19 protein-coding genes are annotated in these 18,865 nt (G+C 65.9%); 7 read left to right on the forward strand and 12 right to left on the reverse strand.

Annotation, left to right across the window (positions count from 1 at the left end):
* Position 1: 1 nt before the first annotated feature.
* The 3 genes from WDJ58_RS04610 to WDJ58_RS04620 are packed head-to-tail and all read right to left on the reverse strand — an operon-like array spanning position 2 to position 2,956.
* On the reverse strand, positions 2 to 898 hold the full coding sequence (locus tag WDJ58_RS04610; RefSeq protein ID WP_338916454.1) for a glycosyltransferase family 2 protein: 897 nt from the start codon (positions 896 to 898) through the stop codon (positions 2 to 4).
* Positions 895 to 1,662: a glycosyltransferase family 2 protein gene (locus WDJ58_RS04615; RefSeq protein WP_338916455.1), complete on the reverse strand. Its 768-nt coding sequence runs from the start codon at positions 1,660 to 1,662 to the stop codon at positions 895 to 897. Before WDJ58_RS04615 ends, WDJ58_RS04610 begins: the two co-directional genes overlap by 4 nt.
* 22 nt (positions 1,663 to 1,684) lie before the next feature.
* Positions 1,685 to 2,956: a hypothetical protein gene (locus tag WDJ58_RS04620; RefSeq protein ID WP_338916456.1), complete on the reverse strand. Its 1,272-nt coding sequence runs from the start codon at positions 2,954 to 2,956 to the stop codon at positions 1,685 to 1,687.
* A 122-nt stretch (positions 2,957 to 3,078) separates the two neighbouring features.
* Between WDJ58_RS04620 and WDJ58_RS04625 the strand changes: the two genes are divergently transcribed.
* Positions 3,079 to 3,849 (forward strand): enoyl-CoA hydratase/isomerase family protein, encoded by a 771-nt coding sequence (locus WDJ58_RS04625; protein WP_338916457.1) that lies wholly within the window; start codon positions 3,079 to 3,081, stop codon positions 3,847 to 3,849.
* Between the two features lie 10 nt (positions 3,850 to 3,859).
* On the opposite strand, the gene WDJ58_RS04630 is transcribed toward WDJ58_RS04625, so the two are convergent.
* The 3 genes from WDJ58_RS04630 to WDJ58_RS04640 form a co-directional block, all read right to left on the reverse strand.
* The gene (locus WDJ58_RS04630; RefSeq protein ID WP_338916458.1) at positions 3,860 to 4,045 is read right to left on the reverse strand and encodes a hypothetical protein; all 186 of its coding nucleotides are present in this window, start codon (positions 4,043 to 4,045) and stop codon (positions 3,860 to 3,862) included.
* A gap of 136 nt (positions 4,046 to 4,181) precedes the next feature.
* Positions 4,182 to 4,469, reverse strand: a complete 288-nt coding sequence (locus WDJ58_RS04635) for a hypothetical protein (RefSeq protein ID WP_338916459.1) — start codon at positions 4,467 to 4,469, stop codon at positions 4,182 to 4,184.
* Between the two features lie 184 nt (positions 4,470 to 4,653).
* The gene (locus WDJ58_RS04640) at positions 4,654 to 6,747 is read right to left on the reverse strand and encodes a minichromosome maintenance protein MCM (RefSeq protein WP_338916460.1); all 2,094 of its coding nucleotides are present in this window, start codon (positions 6,745 to 6,747) and stop codon (positions 4,654 to 4,656) included.
* Between the two features lie 145 nt (positions 6,748 to 6,892).
* On the opposite strand from WDJ58_RS04640, the gene WDJ58_RS04645 reads away from it, so the two are divergent.
* Entirely contained in the window at positions 6,893 to 7,576 is a 684-nt protein-coding gene (locus WDJ58_RS04645; protein WP_338916461.1) for an HAD family hydrolase, read from the forward strand.
* A 104-nt stretch (positions 7,577 to 7,680) separates the two neighbouring features.
* On the opposite strand, the gene WDJ58_RS04650 is transcribed toward WDJ58_RS04645, so the two are convergent.
* The 5 genes from WDJ58_RS04650 to thpR form a co-directional block, all read right to left on the reverse strand.
* The gene (locus tag WDJ58_RS04650) at positions 7,681 to 8,346 is read right to left on the reverse strand and encodes a translation initiation factor IF-6 (protein ID WP_338916463.1); all 666 of its coding nucleotides are present in this window, start codon (positions 8,344 to 8,346) and stop codon (positions 7,681 to 7,683) included.
* 8 nt (positions 8,347 to 8,354) lie between these two features.
* The gene (locus tag WDJ58_RS04655) at positions 8,355 to 8,630 is read right to left on the reverse strand and encodes a 50S ribosomal protein L31e (protein ID WP_338916464.1); all 276 of its coding nucleotides are present in this window, start codon (positions 8,628 to 8,630) and stop codon (positions 8,355 to 8,357) included.
* Entirely contained in the window at positions 8,627 to 8,779 is a 153-nt protein-coding gene (locus WDJ58_RS04660; protein ID WP_338916465.1) for a 50S ribosomal protein L39e, read from the reverse strand. Before WDJ58_RS04660 ends, WDJ58_RS04655 begins: the two co-directional genes overlap by 4 nt.
* Positions 8,780 to 8,843: 64 nt before the next feature.
* Positions 8,844 to 9,689 (reverse strand): ZIP family metal transporter, encoded by an 846-nt coding sequence (locus tag WDJ58_RS04665; RefSeq protein ID WP_338916466.1) that lies wholly within the window; start codon positions 9,687 to 9,689, stop codon positions 8,844 to 8,846.
* A gap of 120 nt (positions 9,690 to 9,809) precedes the next feature.
* Complete coding sequence (thpR, locus tag WDJ58_RS04670; protein WP_338916467.1) at positions 9,810 to 10,367, reverse strand: RNA 2',3'-cyclic phosphodiesterase; 558 nt, start codon at positions 10,365 to 10,367, stop codon at positions 9,810 to 9,812.
* A 246-nt stretch (positions 10,368 to 10,613) separates the two neighbouring features.
* Here thpR and WDJ58_RS04675 point away from each other — a divergent pair, with 246 nt between their 5' ends.
* From WDJ58_RS04675 to WDJ58_RS04685, 3 genes are all read left to right on the forward strand, one after another.
* Positions 10,614 to 11,366 carry a tetratricopeptide repeat protein gene (locus tag WDJ58_RS04675; RefSeq protein ID WP_338916468.1) on the forward strand — a complete coding sequence of 251 codons (753 nt, stop codon included), beginning with the start codon at positions 10,614 to 10,616 and terminating at the stop codon, positions 11,364 to 11,366.
* Positions 11,366 to 11,668 (forward strand): DUF424 domain-containing protein, encoded by a 303-nt coding sequence (locus WDJ58_RS04680; protein WP_338916469.1) that lies wholly within the window; start codon positions 11,366 to 11,368, stop codon positions 11,666 to 11,668. Before WDJ58_RS04675 ends, WDJ58_RS04680 begins: the two co-directional genes overlap by 1 nt.
* Before the next feature lie 86 nt (positions 11,669 to 11,754).
* Complete coding sequence (locus WDJ58_RS04685; protein WP_338916470.1) at positions 11,755 to 12,996, forward strand: aminotransferase class V-fold PLP-dependent enzyme; 1,242 nt, start codon at positions 11,755 to 11,757, stop codon at positions 12,994 to 12,996.
* Positions 12,997 to 13,008: 12 nt separating this feature from the next.
* Here the strand turns inward: WDJ58_RS04685 and WDJ58_RS04690 are convergent, their stop codons facing one another.
* Complete coding sequence (locus tag WDJ58_RS04690; RefSeq protein WP_338916471.1) at positions 13,009 to 13,443, reverse strand: hypothetical protein; 435 nt, start codon at positions 13,441 to 13,443, stop codon at positions 13,009 to 13,011.
* Between the two features lie 124 nt (positions 13,444 to 13,567).
* On the opposite strand from WDJ58_RS04690, the gene sufU reads away from it, so the two are divergent.
* Positions 13,568 to 13,984, forward strand: coding sequence for a Fe-S cluster assembly sulfur transfer protein SufU (gene sufU, locus WDJ58_RS04695; RefSeq protein ID WP_380661561.1), 417 nt, complete (start codon positions 13,568 to 13,570; stop codon positions 13,982 to 13,984).
* Between the two features lie 448 nt (positions 13,985 to 14,432).
* Complete coding sequence (locus WDJ58_RS04700) at positions 14,433 to 18,743, forward strand: LAGLIDADG family homing endonuclease (RefSeq protein WP_338916473.1); 4,311 nt, start codon at positions 14,433 to 14,435, stop codon at positions 18,741 to 18,743.
* The last annotated feature ends 122 nt before the right edge of the window (positions 18,744 to 18,865 follow it).

Consider the following 18,865-nt stretch of genomic DNA (forward strand, 5'->3'; position numbering starts at 1 on the left):
TTCAGTCGCCGAGGAACTTCGCGAGCGCTTGCAAGTCGAGCTGGCTGGCCAGACGTTCCGCCCTCCGTGGGACGCTCGCGTCGAACGCGAACGGCTCGTCGGGCTCGAACGCGAGCATCCGAGGTGTCGCGGCGAGTCGCGACCACAGGATGCGTGCCGTGTCCTCGAACGCCCTCGTTCGAGACACCTCCTCCGGGCCGCCGTACTCCCGACGTACCCGTGCGCTCTCCTCGGCGTGGGCCGCGTCACCGGCCGTCCGTTTGTTCTCCGCGTGCATGCGGTTCCCCGCGACGAGGTGGGGAACGTGTTCGAACCGGTACCGTCGCCCGAGGTAGAGCCAGTACTCGAGGTCCATGCTGTAGTCGAGGCTGGTATCGAGTCCCCGATCGGCGACGACGTAGTCCCGGAAGAACGTCGCCGGCTGGGGGATGGAGTAGCTCCGCTGTAACCGGCCGTAGTCCCAGTCCAGGGCTCGCCGGACACGGCGGATCTCTCCCTCTCGTCCGATCTCTACGTGGTCGCCGTAGAGCACGTCGGCGTCAGGGCGTGTTTCGAACTCGTTTACCATCCGTTCGACCGTATCTCGGTAGAAATATACGTCATCGGAGTTGAGCCAGCCGACGACGTCACCGGTCGCGTTCTGGAAGCCCTTGTTGATCGCGTGGCTCTGTCCCTCGTCAGGTTCTGAAATCCATTCGAGAGAATAGTGTGGGTCATCTGCTGTCTCTCTTTCAACTCGTTTCAGAATCCTAATTGTTCCATCGTCCGAACCGCCGTCGAAGACGAGATGGTTGATATTATTGTAAGTTTGAGTCTGAACTGAGTCAAGTGTGTCCTTAATATAGTCTGCTTGATTGAATGAGGGAGTAACGATTATGACTAAGGGTGCTGCGCTCATTCAATGTGGCCTCTTATAATGAAGTAAAGACTGTATAGGTTCTGCAAATACAGTGAAGATATTATTTTAGGAAGTAATCCTGTTTCCGGAATTTCAGAATAGTATTTGCTCATATCTGATGTCAATTGGTTTTCATGAGTTCGAAATCCAGAAATCACAGTCCCAATCTGTTCTAATTCTGCTCTTTCGGCGAATTGCTGCCACAGAAAATAATCACCTGCCAATTTGATACCTGATGGGAATCCACCCTTTTTATCCCATAGATCTGCTGTCCAAAACATAGACTCTTGCTGCATCCAACCTAAAGCTCTCCCATGATACCACCCCTTTTCTATCCACTCTCTTCGATAGTAGGGCCGCAGTGGATTTACGTAGTATAAAACACCGCTTTCGTCCCAGTCTGCAGGATGTCCAATTATCCACTCCGTGCTTTCTTGAGTAAGGTGATCTACTGCAACTTCTGCTGCCCAAGGAAGGTACATATCATCTGTATTCAACCAAGCAAATATTTCTCCAGAAGCTAAATCAAAGCCCTTCTCGATCGCGTCATACATCCCTTCATCTGGTTCAGATATCCACGTTAGGTTGTAGTCTTCCTCATACTGTTGTATTATCTGGGTGGTTCCGTCTTCAGAGCCACCATCCACTATGATATGTTCTATGTTATCATATGTCTGGTTTATAATAGATGTGATGTTCTGTTCAATATATTCACTTGAGTTGTAAGATGGAGTAACGATCGAAACGAGAGGACAACAATTCATCCAGATAAAGAACTGATCTTTACTATATCGGATCGTTTGATATACGCGACTTAAGACACGGAACGTACGACGGCGTCACCGACTCGTATGCGACCCCTCTTCGCTCGCCGTACTCGATCATCTCGGTCAGGGTCTCCACGTGCTCCTGGTAGTAATCCCCGTACACGCGGTCTCTGAAGAACGCCGGGTGGGTCTCGAAGGCGGTGTTCATCAGCTCGTCGTCGTACTGTCCGACCTCGCTGTGTTCCCAGAAGTACGACTCGTCCTCCTTGCGCCCGTCGGCACCCACGATCCGCACGCGGTCGGTCAGCGCCGAGGCCACGGGGAGCATGAGCAGGGTCATGACGTTGGCCGTCCCCATCACTTCCAGCGAGTCGGCGGTCGGGAATCGGACGATGTCGTCGTTGGCGTAACGCAACCCGACGAGCCGATCGACGAGGTCGGGATAGTGCCCGACGAGCAGTTCGCGGTACTGCTCCGGGACGACCGCGACGAGGTCGTACTCCCGGATCGCCCGGACGGCGTCCTCCCTGAACTTGACGGCGTACCGACTCGGGCCGAAGTGGAAGACCGGGTCGCCGAACGTCAGCACGTCCGGCTGGAGGTGCTCCAGCAGGTCGTCGTTCCGGACGATGCTGTTGCAGATGATCGAGAGCGCGTCCTCGGGGAACTCCCGTTCGAAGGCGCGGTCGAGGCTCGGGCCCGTCGCGAAGACGTAGGAGGTGTCCTGTTCCTCGCTCCGGCGTTCGAGTTCCTCGTACACGTCCCGCGAGCGGTCCTCCAGCCCGCTTCGTGCGTCGTTACTGACCCGCGCCCACGTCACCGGTTCTGTGTGGGAGTAGAACGCCGGGTCGACGACGTCGACGCTCGCGGCGTTCCTGAGGGCAGCCCCGGACAGCCGGGCATCGGCGTCCCAGACGAGCAGACGGCCGGCGGTCCGTGCCCGCTCGTCGAGCGTCCGGGCGTCCACGTTCGTGAGCGGGAGGTGGTCGGTCTCGAAGTTCCCCTGGGCTTCCGACGTGTGTTCGCTCGCGTCGGCGACGTCGCCGTCGACGCTCACCGTCAGATCGAGGCCCTCGACCGTGCCAGCCGGGAAGTACCAGCCGAGCCGGTTCAGCAGGTCGCCGAAGGCCGTGGGCGAGTCGAACGCCGGGTAGAGCACGACCTCTCCGACCCGTTCGCGCTCGGCCGTCCACGGAGCGTACTGCCCGAGGAGGTTGAAGGCGTGGAAGTCCGCCGCCCGGAGCTTGATCCGGAGGAGGTTCTTCGACGCGGTCGCGACCGACGACTTCACGCGAGGCCGTACCAGAGGGGGGGATATAGTGATTGCCCTCCCACTAACTACCGGCACGTTCGCCTGATCGTCCCGCGGGGTCCCGGAGTGAGGCTCTTGTACCGGGACGTCGAGGCGTGGACATGGAGACCGATTCGGACGATGTCACCGTCGTCCGCGAGGACGGCCGTGCCACGGTGACGCTCGACCGCCCGTCGAAACTGAACGCGCTGACAGGTGAGATGTTCGCGGCGATCGGCGAGTCGTTCGAGTCGTTCGCCGAGGACCCGCCGAGCGTCGTCACGGTCCGCGGGGCGGAGGGGAACCTCTCGGCGGGCGTGGACATGTCCGGCGTGCCGGGGTGGGCGGAGGACCGCCCGCTCGCGGTCCGCGACGCGCTCGAGACGGTCCACGACGCGGTCGGTGCCATGGAGGCGCTGGACGCGCCCGTCGTCGCCGCGTGTGAGGGCCACGTCCTCGGCGGCGGACTGGAGCTCGCGCTCGCGTGTGACATCCGCGTGGCCGCCCCCGACGCGACGTTCGGCCTGCCCGAGTCGAAGATGGGGCTGGCGATGGACGTCGGCGGCGCACAGAAGCTCCCCGGGATGGTCGGGGAGGGGCTGACGAAGTACCTCGTGATGACGGGCGAACCGATCGGTGCCGAGCGGGCGTTCCGGTCGGGACTCGTCGAAGTGCTCGCGGAGGAGGGTGAGTTCGAGTCCGAACTCGCGACCCTCGAGGCCTCGCTAGCGGAGAAACCCACCTACGTCCACGGCCTGGCAAAGCGCCAGATCCACGGCGTCAGACCGGACGTCGGGACGGGGATGTCGCTCGCAATCCACCACGCTATCGCGGCCTATCACGAACCCGAGACGATGGAGCGCGTGGAGGAGTTCCTCGGCGGCGAAGAGTAGAGGGGGTCGGCTACGCCGGGCGCTCTATCTCGATCGCGAGCTCCTCGGCCAGTTCCTCGGTCGCGCCGACCGCCTCCGGCCGCCGACCCGCGAGGACGTGCTCGTACACCCGCTGGAGCTGTGCGGCCACCTCGTCGTCCCGGGTCGAGGGGGACGCCCGTCCAGTCCGCTCGGGGATCGATATTTCGGCTGCCATACCGATCGATGGGACTCGACCCCGGTCGTAGCTATCTACGAACTCAGATTCTGAGTTCTGCTGTGAGCACACGGGTTCCGAAAGGGAGCCGAGATCTGGGGCGAACTCCTCTGATTCGGTGGTCACTGTCGACCGGTTACTCGACCCGCTCGACCTCGAATCGGAGGTCGGCGGCCCGTTCCGCACCGTCGACCAGTCCTCGCACCCGCTCACGGGCCGCCCGCCGGGAGGGAGCCAGGACGACGAGCCCGTCGATCTCGTCGTCGCCGCTCGCCCGATAGGCCTCCAGGTCGCCGTCGAACTCCGTCGCGTACGCCCGCAGGATCGCCCGGACCCGGCGTTCGAGTTCGGCGAGATCGCACTCGCCGGCCTCGAAGGCCGCAAGCGCCTCCTCGACGTTCCGTATCACGGAGATGCGGTCCATCGCTACCTCCCGCGGTCCGCGGATCGATCACTCCCCCTCGCGGCGCTGGTCATCGGGCGGTATCCGGCGGCCGGGACGGATAAACCTCGCCGTGACTCGCACTGCGATACTCGTTCCTGGCGGGGTGGGGACCGACTCGTCCCGTCGTGGCGAGCCGGACGGACGCGAGGCCTGGGGACCTGGCCTACACCACCCGCAGGTGGTCGGTCTGTGGCTCGTAGATGTCGCCCTTGTTCTTGAGCTTCTGTATCTCGTGTTCGACCTTCGAGCGGTCGATTCCCGCCTGCTCGGCCCGCTCGATCACTTCCTCGAACGGCGCGCCCCGCTCGTACTCGTCCTGGAGCTCCCTGATGATGCCCTTGACGTTCTTGATGCGGTCGCGCTGTGACTTCGAGGTGCCGGCCTCGACCATGTCGGCGTCGAACTCGCCCGTCTCGGGGTCCATCCCGACGTCCTCCAGCGAGGAGCGGACGATCTCGATGACGCGGTCGGTGTCTTCCGTGGTCACGGTGTCGGAGAGGCGGATGCGCGCGGAGGCCTCGGCGAGTCTGACGAGCGCCTCGAGTTTGCGCGCGGTGACCGGCACTGGCGAGTCGTCGCCCTCGCCCTGGCCCCGGAGGGTCACGTAGAACTCCCGGATGGCCTCCTTGGCCTCCTCGGTCATCGTCGGGTAGCACTCCCGCTTGGCGAACGCGACGTACTTCCGGAGGAGGTCGGCCTCGATGGCCGGTTCGACCTCCTCGGTCACGCTGTCGACCTCCTCCTGGGAGACGTTCGACGTGGCGACGTTCGAGCGGTGGGTGTGGAGCTCACCCGCGAAGTTCGTCTTGATGATGTGTTCCGCGAGGTCGCGGTCCTTCTCCTCGTCCGGCTTGTCCGTGATCGTGAAGATCAGGTCGAACCGCGAGACCAGCGCCGGCTCCAGGTCGATCTGCTCGGCGATGGGCTCGTACTCGTCGAACCGGCCGTACTTGGGGTTGGCCGCGCCGAGCAACGAGCAGCGGGATTTAAGAGTTGCATTAATTCCGGCCTTGCTTATGCTAATGCTTTGTTGTTCTAGCGCTTCGTGCATAGCCGACCGGTCTTCCGACCGCATCTTGTCTAGTTCGTCGATTGCGGCTATCCCCTGGTCCGCGAGCACGAGCGCGCCGGCCTCCAGTGTCCACTGCTGGCCGTCCCCGAAGTCGTCGCGGACCGCCGCCGCGGTCAGACCCGCGCTGGACGAACCTTTACCAGATGTGTAAACCGATCGTGGAGCGAGGTTCCGGATGTACTGGAGTAGTTGACTCTTCCCCGTACCGGGGTCCCCGATCAGGAGCATGTGCAGGTCACCCCGTATCTTCGAGCCGTCGGGGAGCTCCTTCCGTACGCCCGAGAACAGCTGCATGATGATGGCGAGCTTCTCCTCGCGGTAGCCGTAGATCGAGGGCGCGAGCGAGTCGACCATCTTCTCGTAGAGGTCCGGGTCGTTCGAGAGCTCGAGAATCGCCCGCTCGTCCTCGTCGGTGATGTCCATGTCCTCGAACTGCTCGTCCTCGATCTCGATCGAGAGCCCCTCCATGTAGAAGTCGAAGATGGCGGATTTCTGACCCTGGTTCTCCTGCTGGTCGAGGTGGAGGATCCCCGTCGCCGTGACGTGGTCGCCCGCCGTCACCCTACCCGTGATGTCGTCCTCGATGTGTATGTCGATCGCCTGGGGGGTCTCGCCACCGCGGAGCCCCTCGGGGGACTCCTGGACGCGGAGCTTCTGTGCGTCGACGAACTCCGACTGATCGAAGTTGATCTGGAACGGCCCCTGCCGCTCACATCCCTGGCACTCGTGTGGCTCCTGGAAGTCACTACCCTGCGGGATGCGCGTGAGGGTACCACAGCGCTGGCACTCGAAGGCGGCCTCCTGCATCTTCGGGCGCACGTCCGTGGCCTTTCGGACGATCCCCTGGACGGCGACGAGGTTGCCGACGTGGTCGGCCCGGATGTCCCGGATGCCCGTCGGGTCGGCGAGCCCGCGGACGCGAACGTGGGCGTTGCCGAGCTTGACGTCGACGGGCAGGTCGTAGAGCCGGAGCGCCTCCTCCGCGTACTCGAGCATCTGCCCGGGCTTGGCGAGGAAGTCGTCGGCGACGTCCGGGTCGTACCTGTAGAGGTCGTCCCAGTCGACGTAGAGCGAGCGCTGTTCGCTGGGGTACTTCTGGGCGAGCTGGCCGATCTCGTTGCGGTAGTAGTTGCGGTAGAACTCCTCGAACCGCTCGATGAGGTCGGCGTCGTCCGCGAGAGACATCGGTCGAGGACGGGTTGTGCCGCTTCGGGTATCAAGCTTCGCAAAGGGTGGGGTGAAAGTGAAACGCCACACCCGGCGGCCGCTCGCGTCGTCCGTTCGCTACTCTGCGCCGCGAGCTTTTGTCCCTCGGCGTCGTAGGGTATCCATGCGCGGTTTCACGGCGATCCTGTTCGACCTCGACCACACGCTCTGTACGCACGAACAGGACGCCGAGACCGTCTACTACGGCGCGTTCGAGGTGGCGGGGATCGAACCGTTCGGCGAACCCGACGCCCTCTGGGCGGCGCTCTCCGACTCGCCCCCGCCGACCCCCGACGACCGGCTCGCGTACCTCGCCGACGGGTTCGCGAGCGTCGCCGACGGCCACGGCCGCTCGGTCGACGCCCGGGCGCTGGCCCGCGGGTTCGACGAGGTCGTCGACCACTCGGCGGTGGCGTTCAGGGAGGGCGCGGAGGTGGCGCTCGAGGCCGCCCGCGCGCACGCCCCGGTCGGCCTCCTGACGAACGGCCCCGCACACCGCCAGTCGGCGAAGCTCGAGGCACTCGGTCTCATGGACGCCTTCGACGCCGTCGTCTTCGCCGGGGACATGCCGCGACGGAAACCGCACCGGGATCCGTTCGAGCGGGCGCTCGACGAACTCGGCGTCGAGGCACCGGGGGCGCTCTACGTCGGCGACTCCCTGAAGTACGACGTCGCGGGTGCGAAGGGAGCGGGACTGCGGGTCGCGTGGTGTCCGGCCGACGGTGAGGACGACCCCGGCGAACACGCCCCGGAGTACGTCCTGGGATCGCTCGCCGAGCTCGTGGACGTGCTCGGCGGGTCGGGTTGAGCGTCGACTCGGCGTCCATCTCCCTGCTATCGGGGGACGAGCAGGCCCTCGTGGGAGGAACCGACGGAGAAGGGGTGCTGGCGGCGGGCGGTGGGGTTCGGGGTTCAGTCGATATAGCCGAGCGCGTCCTCGATGCGGCCGAGCTCCGGCCCCGTCGTGTCGTTGCCGGCGACGTAGCCCGAGGTGTTGGCGACCAGCCCGGAGCCGACGAGCGGACCGCCGTAGTTGATGGTGCCGATGTCGGCCGGGACGCCGAGGAGGTCCTCGAGGTAGTCCAGTTCCTCGTCGGTCGACTTGGGGTGACAGAGCACTCCCCGGGACGTGGTGACGGCGGCGGTCCCAACCGTCCGGACGCCCGCGAGGTCGCCGCGCTCGACGGGGACGTCGAGCGCGTCCTCGACGGCCTGCACGGCCTTCCGGGAGAGGTCGGGGTGGACGTACGCGCCGGTGTCGTTGGCCAGGACGACGTTCCCGGCGGCGTTGATCCGGCCCGGGAGCTCGTCGACCGGGAGGTCCGTCGCGTCCTCGATGCGCTCGCGCTCCCGGTCGGTGACGCGGCTGCTCACGAGGACGCCGTTCTCGTTCCCGACGGCGAGCGCACCGACGGTTCCGGAGCCGGCGACGGTCGTTCTGACTGCTGGAACTTCGAGTTCGGCCTCGAAGTCCTCGACGAGCGCGTCGTCCATGTCCGGCCTGAGGAGCACGCAGTCGTCGGTGGCGCGGACGAAGACGCCGACGTACGACGAACCGGAGAGGGCCGCGCGGAGCACGCTATCGCCTACGCCGTCTCCGCTTCCACGACCCGGTCGCCCTCCTCCTCGAACCGGGCGGCGCGGACGCGGATCTTCGACGGCGGCTTCTTCCGGCCGCGGGACCAGATCGCCTCGTTGATCGAGGGGTCGAGGCGGACGGCCTCCTCGTCGACGGAGAAGTGCTTGGCGAGGTGCTCGCGGATGATCCGCATCGCCCGGTCCGCGCGCTGGTGTTTGGCCTCGGCCCCGACGTCACGGAGCGGCACGGTGACGACCCGCTCCTCGAAGTCGCTGGCGCTCATTCGTCCGTGTCGTTACGACGCCAGTTGCGGCGCTTGTAGTTCTGCATCGTGTCGCGGTCGGTCTTCATGATGACCCAGGCCGGCACGCGCGAGTTCTGGCGCTCGAGCTTGGCCAGCCGCTTCTTCTTGGCCTTCGACTTCTTGCCCATAGTGGGACGGACTACCCCTCGCCGGCTTAAATTCTTGTTCCTTTGGCCCTCGCCGGTCGAGCGGTCACAGCAGCGCCAGCGGCACCATCACGAGCACGCCCACGACGAGGCCGCCGGCGAGTTCGCCGTAGCCGCGGTTCGGGAGCCCCTCGCCCAGCTCGAGCGCTTCGGGGATGAACTCGGTGAGCACGAGGTAGACCATCGCGCCCGCGGCGAAGCCGAACCCGACGGGGAGGAACTCCCGGGCGACCCGGACGAATCCGAACGCGAGGACCGCCCCGATAGGCTGGGGGAGCGAGGAGAACACCGCCCACCAGACCATCTTCCACTCCGAGACGCCCATCGACCGCAACGGGATGGATATCGCGACCCCCTCCGGAACGTTGTGGATGGAGATCGCGACGGTCATGAATATCGCCAGCAGGGGGACGGCGAACCCGAGGAACGCGACCCCGCCTTCGAGATCGAGGTCGGCGAACGAGACGCCGATCGCGACCCCCTCGGGGAACGAGTGGACCGTGAGGATGCCGAGGATGAGCAGCAGTTTGCGGAAGTCGGCCTCCTCGTAGCGACGCGGGTTCACCTCCTGGCCCTCGATCACCTCGTGGGCGACGATCACCAGCGCGACGCCAGCCAGGAGCCCGACGACCAGCGGGACCGTCCGGGCGATCCCCTCGTTCACGCCGAGGGCGACGACCCACGCCCACGGGCTGGCCTCCGCCAGCCCCTCGGAGATCAGGCCGAACACCGACGCCGAGAGCATGATCCCCGACGCGAGCCCCCAGAGGATCACGTTCCAGCGGTCGCTCACCTCGTCGACGACGAAGAAGGGGATGGCCCCGAGCCCGGTCGCCAGCGCGGTTATCAGCCCGGCGACGAACACGAGCAGGTAGTTCTCCAGTGCGGCCACACCGAGCGTAGACGGTCGAGGGGCATAAGACGTGTCATACTATCCGACAAGTTTCGGTCGACCTAATCCCCGCGGTCGGCGGCTGGCGGCGGGACGCCCGTCGGCGCGTTCGCGCCCTCGTCAGAGGGGGAACGACTCGACCGTCTCGTAGACGGGCCCCGCCTCCGAGAGTGTGCTCTCGGTGAGCCGGACCTCCCCGATCCGGAGTCGACCGACCGCCGGGTCCCCCTCCCGGACGAGTCCCTGGATATTCGATTTCGAGCGAGCGTCCCGGACCCGCGCGAGCGTCGCGTGGGGCGTGAAGTCGTGCTCTTCGGCGTCGAAGCCGATCGCCGTCGTCTCCCGCTCTATCGCCTCGTGGAGTCGTGTGAGTTCGTCGCTTCCCGCTCCGACGCCGACCCAGACGACGCTGATGTAGTCGAGCGACGGGAACACCCCGTACCCCTCGAACGCCGCCTCGAACGGCTCGACGTCGGCCGACTCGACGGCCTGCCCGAGCGCGTCGATCACCTCGTCCAGTCGCGACTCGGGCGTGTCGCCGAGGAACTTCAGGGTGACGTGTACCCCCTCTGGGTCGACGGTGTCGACGCCCGGCAGGTCGGCGAGCGGTTCCTGAATCTCCCGGATCTCGTCGGCGAGCCCGTCGAGGTCGACGCTCACGAACAGGCGCTTGCTCATGGGGGAAGTCGGATCGCCGGGGAGTTCGCTCTTTGGTCCCCGGATTCAAATGGGATGAGGGGACCACCGCTTCGCGTGATCTGAGAGCGACCGGGGCGGGTGATGCGGGTCTCCGGACCCGACCGAGGCGGTGGTCTCGAGCGTGACACACCTCGTCCCGACGGAGACGCGCCGCCACGTGTCACCTGCTCGCCACCGCGCCGCCACGACGCAGGGCTTAACCCGCTCGTTCGCCAACCCGGTGGTATGACCGACGACGAGGACCCCGAGCGCCGCCCGCACGAGTTCTCCGGCGGCGAGGGATTCGACGAGCCACACGAGGGGTTCGACCTCGACCCGCCGGAGCTGTCGGTCGACCCCGGGATGGTCGATCCGATCGACTCCCGCGTCGTCGCGGACACGCTCGACGACCGGCAGATAGCCAAGGAGGAGGTCGACGCCGCGGAACTACTCGAAGTGGGCCTCGGCTACATGCGGATAAATCGCCACGAGCAGGCCGCCGACGCGTTCGAGCGTGTCGCTCGCTTCGCCGAGAATTCCCGCATCGAGCAGGAGGCCTGGGTGAACAAGGGGGCTGCGCACAACGAACTTCAGGAGTGGGACGCCGCCATCGGGGCGTTCGAGGAGGCGCTCCACATCGACGACCGCTCGGAGCACGCCGCCAGCGCCGAGACGAACCTCGCGTACGCGCTCTGGGAGGCCGGGCGCACGGAGCAGGCGCTCGAACACGCCGAGCACGCGGTCGAACTCGACCAGCGGTTCCCGCAGGGCTGGTACAACCGCGGGTTCTTCCTCCTCGAGCGCGGGCTCGCCGAGGAGGCCCTGAACTGCTTCGACAACGCCATCCGCCTGGGTTACCGGAACGCCGAGGTGCTCGACGAGAAGGCCCGCTGTCTGGAGGAGCTCGGCGAGCACGACCGCGCCGAGGAGATCGCCGAGGAGGCGGAGGAGATGCGACGCGAGGCCGAGGAGGAGCTCGTGCGCGAACGCGACGGCTGATGTCGGTCCTCCTCACCGAGCGGGAGACGCCAGAGGGACTGCTCGTGACCGTCTGTGACGCCGACGTCGTCGGCGAGACGTTCGAGAACGGGTCGGTGTCGCTCACCGTCGAGGCCGACTTCTATGCCGAGGACGCTCGCGAGGCCACCGCCGAGGACGTCGCCGACAGCCTCTCCCGGGCGCTGACGGCCAACCTCGTCGGGACTCGCTCGGTCGAGATCGCCGTCGAACACGGGTTCGTCGACGAGGGGAACGTTCTCGACCTCGACGGTACCCGCCACGCGCAGTACCTTCGGCTGTAGTCTCTCGCGATCGTCCATCTCTCGTGCTCGCCGTCGATTTAGGCCGACCGAAGGAGTGACCTACCTCCGGGCCCTGGGTACCGACAATGGGAACCAAGGAGGTCGAACCGCTCGACGTGACGACTATCCGCGAGGACTTCCCGGTCCTCGAACGGGAGGTCGGCGGCGAGCCGCTCGTCTACCTCGACAACGCGGCCACCTCACAGACGCCCGAGCGGGTGATCGAGGCGATCAGCCACTACTACCGCCACTACAACGCGAACGTCCACCGGGGGATCCACCAGCTGAGTCAGGAGGCCTCGATCGCCTACGAGGAGGCCCACGACCGCGTGGCCGAGTTCGTCGGGGCCGACGGCCGCGAGGAGATCGTCTTCACGAAGAACACGACCGAGGCGATGAACCTCGTCGCCTACGCCTGGGGGCTGAACGAGCTCGGCCCCGGCGACGAGGTCGTCCTCACCGAGATGGAGCACCACTCCTCGCTCGTCACCTGGCAGCAGGTCGGCAAGCGAACCGGCGCGGACGTGAAGTACGTCCCCATCACCGAGGAGGGTTATCTCGACGTGGAGGCGGCCCGCGACCTGATCACCGACGACACGGAGATGGTGAGCGCGGTCCACTCCTCGAACACGCTCGGCACCGTCAACCCCATCGGGGAGCTCGCCGACATCGCCCACGACCACGGCGCCTACCTGTTCGCCGACGCCGCCCAGTCGGTGCCCAACCGACCCGTCGACGTGAAGGAGCTCGACGTCGACTTCGCCGCCTTCTCCGGACACAAGATGTGCGGACCCACGGGGTCGGGCGTGCTCTACGGCAAGGAGCACGTCCTCGAGGGGATGGAGCCGTACCTCTACGGCGGCGACATGATCGTGAAGGTCACGTTCGAGGAGTCGGAGTGGAACGAGCTCCCCTGGAAGTTCGAGGCCGGCACGCCCAGCATCGCTCAGGGTATCGCGCTCGCGGAGGCGTGTGACTACCTCGACGAGATCGGAATGAAGCGTATCCAGCGCCACGAGGAGATGCTCGCGGAGTACGCCTACGACCGCCTCACGGAGTTCGACGACATCGAGGTGTACGGGCCGCCCGGCGACGACCGGGGCGGTCTCGTCGCGTTCAATCTGGAGGACGTCCACGCCCACGACGTCGCCTCCATCGTCAACGACTACGGCGTCGCCATCCGTGCCGGCGACCACTGCACCCAGCCGCTCCACGACGTACTCGGCGTCGGGGCGTCCGTGCGGGCGTCGTTCTACCTCTACAACACCCGCGAGGAGGTCGACAAGCTCGTCGAGGCCGTCGACGCGGCCCGGCAGCTGTTCGCCTGACGATCCCCGCTCTCACCCCTCCCCGTCGGTCGTCTCGTCCTCTCCCCCTTCCTCGTTCGCTCCCGCGCCGAACCAGCCGTACCCCTCGATCAGCGTCGCCAGGGCCACCACCCCCAGCCCGCCGGCGATCACGAACCGATCGGAGAGCGACGCGATCCCGGCCGCCAGTAGCGCCGGCGTCCCCATCCAGAGGTACTCGAGGCTCGTCGGCGGCCGTCCCCGGAGGAGGTCGCGGGCGGCGGCGTACAGTCCGACCGCGCCGGCGACCCCCGCGAGGACGACGACCGCTCCGACCGAGCCGTCGAACGAGAGGAGCGCGGCGACGAGTGCGATCACCCCCCAGAAGAGCGCGTAGGCCCCGTCCGAGGTGAGGGTCGGGCGCGTCCGATCCGCACGTTCCCCTCCCGAGCGTTCACCCTCGCCGCCGGAGTCCCCGTCGTCGGTCACGTCCGGTGGCTCCGCTCCCCCCGGGCATGGGCGTTCCCATCGTCCCGCCCCCACCCATCTCCGGGATCGTCGACCGCACGACACCCTTTTCCTCCGTGCTCGCCAAGCACCGACAACAATGGGTATCGGTTCAGGCTCGGACATGTACCGCCAGCAGATCCTCGACCACTACAAGAACCCGCGGAACTACGGGGAGCTGGAGGACGCCACCTTCGAGCACGTGGGCGAGAACCCGATGTGTGGGGACACGATCAAGGTCTTCGTCAAACTGGAGGAGGACGGCGAGACCGTCGAGCGGGTCTCGTTCGTCGGCGACGGCTGTGCGATCTCGCAGGCCTCCGCGAGCATGCTCACGGGCGAACTCCGGGGGATGACCCTGGAGGAGGTGCGCGAACTCGACCGCGACGACGTCCTCGATATGCTCGGCGTCGAGGTGACGCCGATGCGGATCAAGTGCGCCGTCCTCGCCGAGAAGGTGGCCCAGGACGGCACCGAGATACACCTCGGCGAGAAGGACATCGAGAAGACGAAGACGGAGTAACGCGCTGTCTCCCGCCCGGAGGCCGTTCCGAGGGCTCGCTGGCGCTGACGCACGCCCGAACGAGAGGATGCCCCCTCACCTACTACGTCGTAGACGTGAACCCACCAGACCGTCGACTACCGCCCGAGGGCGAGCGTTCCATCGCTGCCGCCGCCAACCGGAACCCCCCTTCGATTCGACTGCGAATCACGGCCACGTCTCCCGGATATCCAGTCGAGTTTACTACTTTCACTCCGGTCTACCTACGCTTATGTGAGTCCGGACGGTCGCATCTGGTTGTACGCGCTTGGCATGCGCGCGGTTGGGGAACCAGAAACGGTAAGTGCCGACAGTGACAGGAGGAAACCCGACGCAGACGCCCGGATCCCAAAGTTAATTTAGGGATCGAAACACCTGGACATTACACTATGACACGGACCTATCTCGACACGAAGCGGGGGGCCGAGTGATGGCCGCGGAGGAACTCACCGCCGCCGACCTCACGCTCCCGATCAAGCGAACCGACGGGGCGACGCTCGAGGAGCGACTCACGAGCAACGCCTACAACAACATCCTGCCGGCGCGATACCTCCGGAAGGACGCCGAGGGGAACCTCACGGAGACCCAGGAGGAGCTGTTCGAGCGCGTGGCGAAGAACATCGCGCTCGCCGAGGCCGTCTTCGAGGCCGGCAAGCAGGGCATCGAGGTGACGGTCACGCCCGAGCAGGTGAAGCCGAACCACCCGCGGCGCGAGGAGCTCGCCGCCGAGGTGTTCGGCACTGCCGAGGGGGACGAGGCGGACGAAGACGGCGAGGCCGCGACGATCCCGGAGGACGCCGAGACCGTCCTGACCGCCGAGAACGTCAACAAGTTCGCCTACGAGACGATCGTCCCGGAGCTCCCCGACGAGATCCGCGAGCACGTCGAGTCGGTCGCCGGGGAGTACCGGGAGCTGATGGAGTCGCTCTCGTTCATCCCGAACTCGCCGACGCTGATGAACGCGGGCGACGAACTCCAGCAGCTCTCGGCCTGTTTCGTCGACTCGCCCGAGGACGACCTGACCGACATCCACCAGACCGCGAAGGAGGCCGCCGAGGTCTTCCAGTCCGGCGGCGGGATGGGCTACGCCTTCTGGCGGCTCCGACCCTACGGCGATCCGGTCGGGTCGACGGGCGGGATCGCCAGCGGGCCCATCACGTTCATGGAGACGTTCGACCAGATGTGTGAGACCATCGCCCAGGGCGGCACCCGCCGGGGGGCCCAGATGGGCGTCATGCGCGTCTCGCACCCGGACGTCATCGAGTTCATCCACTCGAAGAACAAGGACGTCTCGCTGGCCCACTGCCTGCGGCTGAACGATCCCGACGACTACACGTACACGACGTTCGCCGAGGCTCTGGAGGAGGCCCGCGGGCTCATCGACGAGGACGGAAAGGTTCCGAAACACCTCCGGAACGCCGTCGAGGGCCACCTCTCGAACTTCAACATCAGCGTCGGCGTCACCGATGGGTTCATGGAGGCGCTCTACGAGGGCGAGGAGTTCACGTTCACCAACCCCCGCACCGAGGAGCCGCACGTCGCCACCCACGAGACCAAGGAGATGTACGACCGCTACGGGCTCGGCGAGTACGTCGAACCCGGTGAGGAGTTCTCCATCCCCGCGCAGGTCCTCTGGGACCGCATCGTCGACGGCGCTTACGAGAACGGCGAACCCGGGGTCATCTACCTCGAACGGGTGAACAAGCAGCACTCGTTCGACGTCGAGGAGCACCCCGACCACCGCATCCTCGCCACGAACCCGTGTGTCACAGGCGACACGCTCATCAGTACGGACAACGGGCTCGTTCCGGCCGAGGAGCTGTACGAGCAGGGCGTCGCACAAGACGTCGTCGTCGACGGCCGGCTCAGCGATGATCGAGTCAAAGAGGCCAGTAGCGTCTACAAAACCGGCGAGAAGGACGTCTGCAGGCTCACCATGGCTGAGGGCTACGAACTCCGCCTGACCGCCGATCACCGCGTGATGACCGACGAGGGGTGGGTCGAAGCGGGTGAGCTCGACGAGGGTGACACCGTCCACATACAGAACCGCAAGGGCGGTTTCGGCCAGCACGGCTCCGCCGAGGAGGGGCGGGTCCTGGGCTGGCTCGTTGGCGACGGTCATCTCAAGGACGGCGAGGAGCGCGCGGTACTGAACTTCTACGACGAGGACGCCGACGTTTCCGAGTCGTTCGCGACAGACGTGAACGAGGTCGTCCGTGAACCGACCGGGAGCGCCGATTACGAGATCGGTGTCAACGAAATCGCCCGGAACGACGACTACCGTGGCGCGCAGGCGATCGAACAGCGCATTCGTTCGACACGGCTCTACGAGTACGCCGAAGAAGCCGGGCTCGTCGAGGAGAAACTGCGGGTTCCTGATGCAGTCATGCGCGGCAGTGAAGAGATGGCCCGCGGCTTCCTGCAAGCACTCTTCACTGCTGACGGGGGCGTACAGGGTAACGTCGAGAAAGGCGTCTCGGTTCGCCTCGCCAGTACGAGCTCTGATCTCCTGAAGCAGGTCCAGCAGCTCCTGTTGAACTTCGGTATTGCGAGCAAGATCTACGAGGACCGGAAGGACGCCGGGGTCACCGAACTCCCCGACGGGCGAGGTGGGACAAGAGAGTACGACACCGAAGGCTTCCATGAACTCGTGGTCGTCAAGGACAATCTCGTCCGCTTCGCGGACGAGATCGGTTTCCTGCTGGACTACAAGACCGATGCGCTGGAGAATCGGCTCGACGACTACGACCGTGGCCCGTACTCCGAGCAGTTCGAGGCAACGGTCGAATCGGTCGAATCCGACGGCCACGAGACGGTCTACGACCTGACCGAACCGGAAACCCACTCGTTCGTCGCCAACGGGCTCGTAACCCACAACTGCGGAGAACAGCCACTCGAAGAATACGAGGCCTGTAATCTGGGCCACATCAACCTCTCGACGCTCGCGGCCACGGACGCGCCCGACTGGCGGGTCTGGCACGAGGACCACGCGGACGAGTACGACTCCGAGGAGGCTGCAGTCGAGGCGTTTCTGGAGGACGCGATGGACTGGGAGGCGTTCGACCACCGGGTCGAGTGGGGCACCCGCTTCCTGGAGAACGTCGTCACGATGTCGGACTTCCCGGTCCCCGAGATCGAGGAGAAGGTCCGGGAGATGCGGAAGATCGGCCTCGGCGTGATGGGCCTCGCGCAGCTCTACGTTCAACTGGGTGTGCGCTACGGGAGCGACGAGGGCAACGAGATCGCCCGCCAGCTCATGCGACACATCAACCACGGCTCGAAGTGGGCCTCCCACGAACTCGCCGGCGAGCGCGGCTCGTTCGCCGACTGGGGGGACTCGAAGTACGCCGACCCCCTCGAGTACCGCGAGTGGTTCGAGCACCACACGGGACTCGACGCCGAGGAGTGGGCGGACGGGTTCCCCATCCGGAACCACAACACGACGACCATCGCGCCCACCGGCACCACGAGCATGGTCGGCAACACCACCGGCGGGTGTGAGCCCATCTACAACGTCGCCTACTACAAGAACGTCTCCGACGACGTGCAGGGCGACGAGATGCTCGTCGAGTTCGACGACTACTTCCTGCGGACCCTGGAGGCAAACGACATCGACGTCGACGCCGTAAAGCGGGAAGCACAGGAGCAGATGTCGACCAACGAGTTCGACGGCGTCGAAGGACTGGAGACCGTTCCCGACGCCATCGGCGAGCTGTTCGTCGTCACCGCGGACCTCCGGGGCAAGGAGCACGCCGCGGTCCAGTGTGCGCTCCAGGGCGGCGTGGACTCGGCCATCTCGAAGACCTGCAACTTCCCGAACTCCGCGAGCAAGGAGGACATGGACGAGGTGTATCGCTACATCTACGACCACGGCGGGAAGGGCGTCACCGTCTACCGCGACGGCACGCGCTCGAAGCAGGTGCTCACCACCCGCGCGGACAACGCCGAGTACGCCGAGATGGACGAGGAGGAGGCCGCGGCGGCCATCCTCGAGGACATCGACGAGGCGTTCGGCGACATCGAGCGGTTCCTCGACCACGAGGCCGTCGAGGAGCGCCTCGGCGACGCTATCGAGCTGCTCTCCGACGCCGACGCGGCCACGCTCGACGAACTCGAGTACGCCGAGAAGCAGTCCCGTCCCGACGTCCTCAGGGGCGTGACCCAGCGCATCGACACCGGCTACGGCAAGGTGTACATCACCATCAACGAGGACGCCGAGAAGAACCGGCCGTTCGAGCTGTTCGCCAACACGGGCATGTCCGGCGGGTTCACCGCCTCGTTCACCGAGGCGCTCGCCAAGTCCATCTCCGTGGCGCTCCGGTCGGGTGTCGACCCCAACGAGATCGCCGACAAGCTCCGGGGCATCCGCAGCCCGAAGGTCGCCTGGGACAAGGGCGAGCAGATCAACTCCATCCCCGACGCGTTCGGGGTCGCCCTCCGTCGGTATCTCGACGACGAGATCGACCGGCCGTACCCGCGCCAGCAGAACCTCACCGAGGTCGGCGAGGGCGATGCCGCCGAGTCCGAGGCGGTCGACGTGGAGGTCGAACCCGACACCGCCCCGGAGACCGACGGCGGCCACGGCGGGGCCGCGGCGGCCACGCCGGGCGGTGAGGAGGACGCCACCCAGTCGCTGATCGACGCCGGGGAGAGCCCCGAGTGTCCCGACTGCGGGTCGATGTCGCTGTACTTCTCCGAGGGCTGCAAGACCTGCCAGGCCTGCGGCTGGTCCGAGTGCTGAGCTGAGACGGCCGGACCCGACCCGGCTCCCCTCGGGCCCTGGACGGCCCGCTCGATCCGCTTTTCGCCCCGATCATCTCGTCCCTCGACTCGAACGAGTCCGCACGACGGCGGTGATCACGA

This window comes from Salinirubellus litoreus (genome assembly GCF_037335815.1).
In the GTDB taxonomy this organism is placed as follows: Archaea; Halobacteriota; Halobacteria; order Halobacteriales; family Haloarculaceae; genus Salinirubellus; species Salinirubellus litoreus.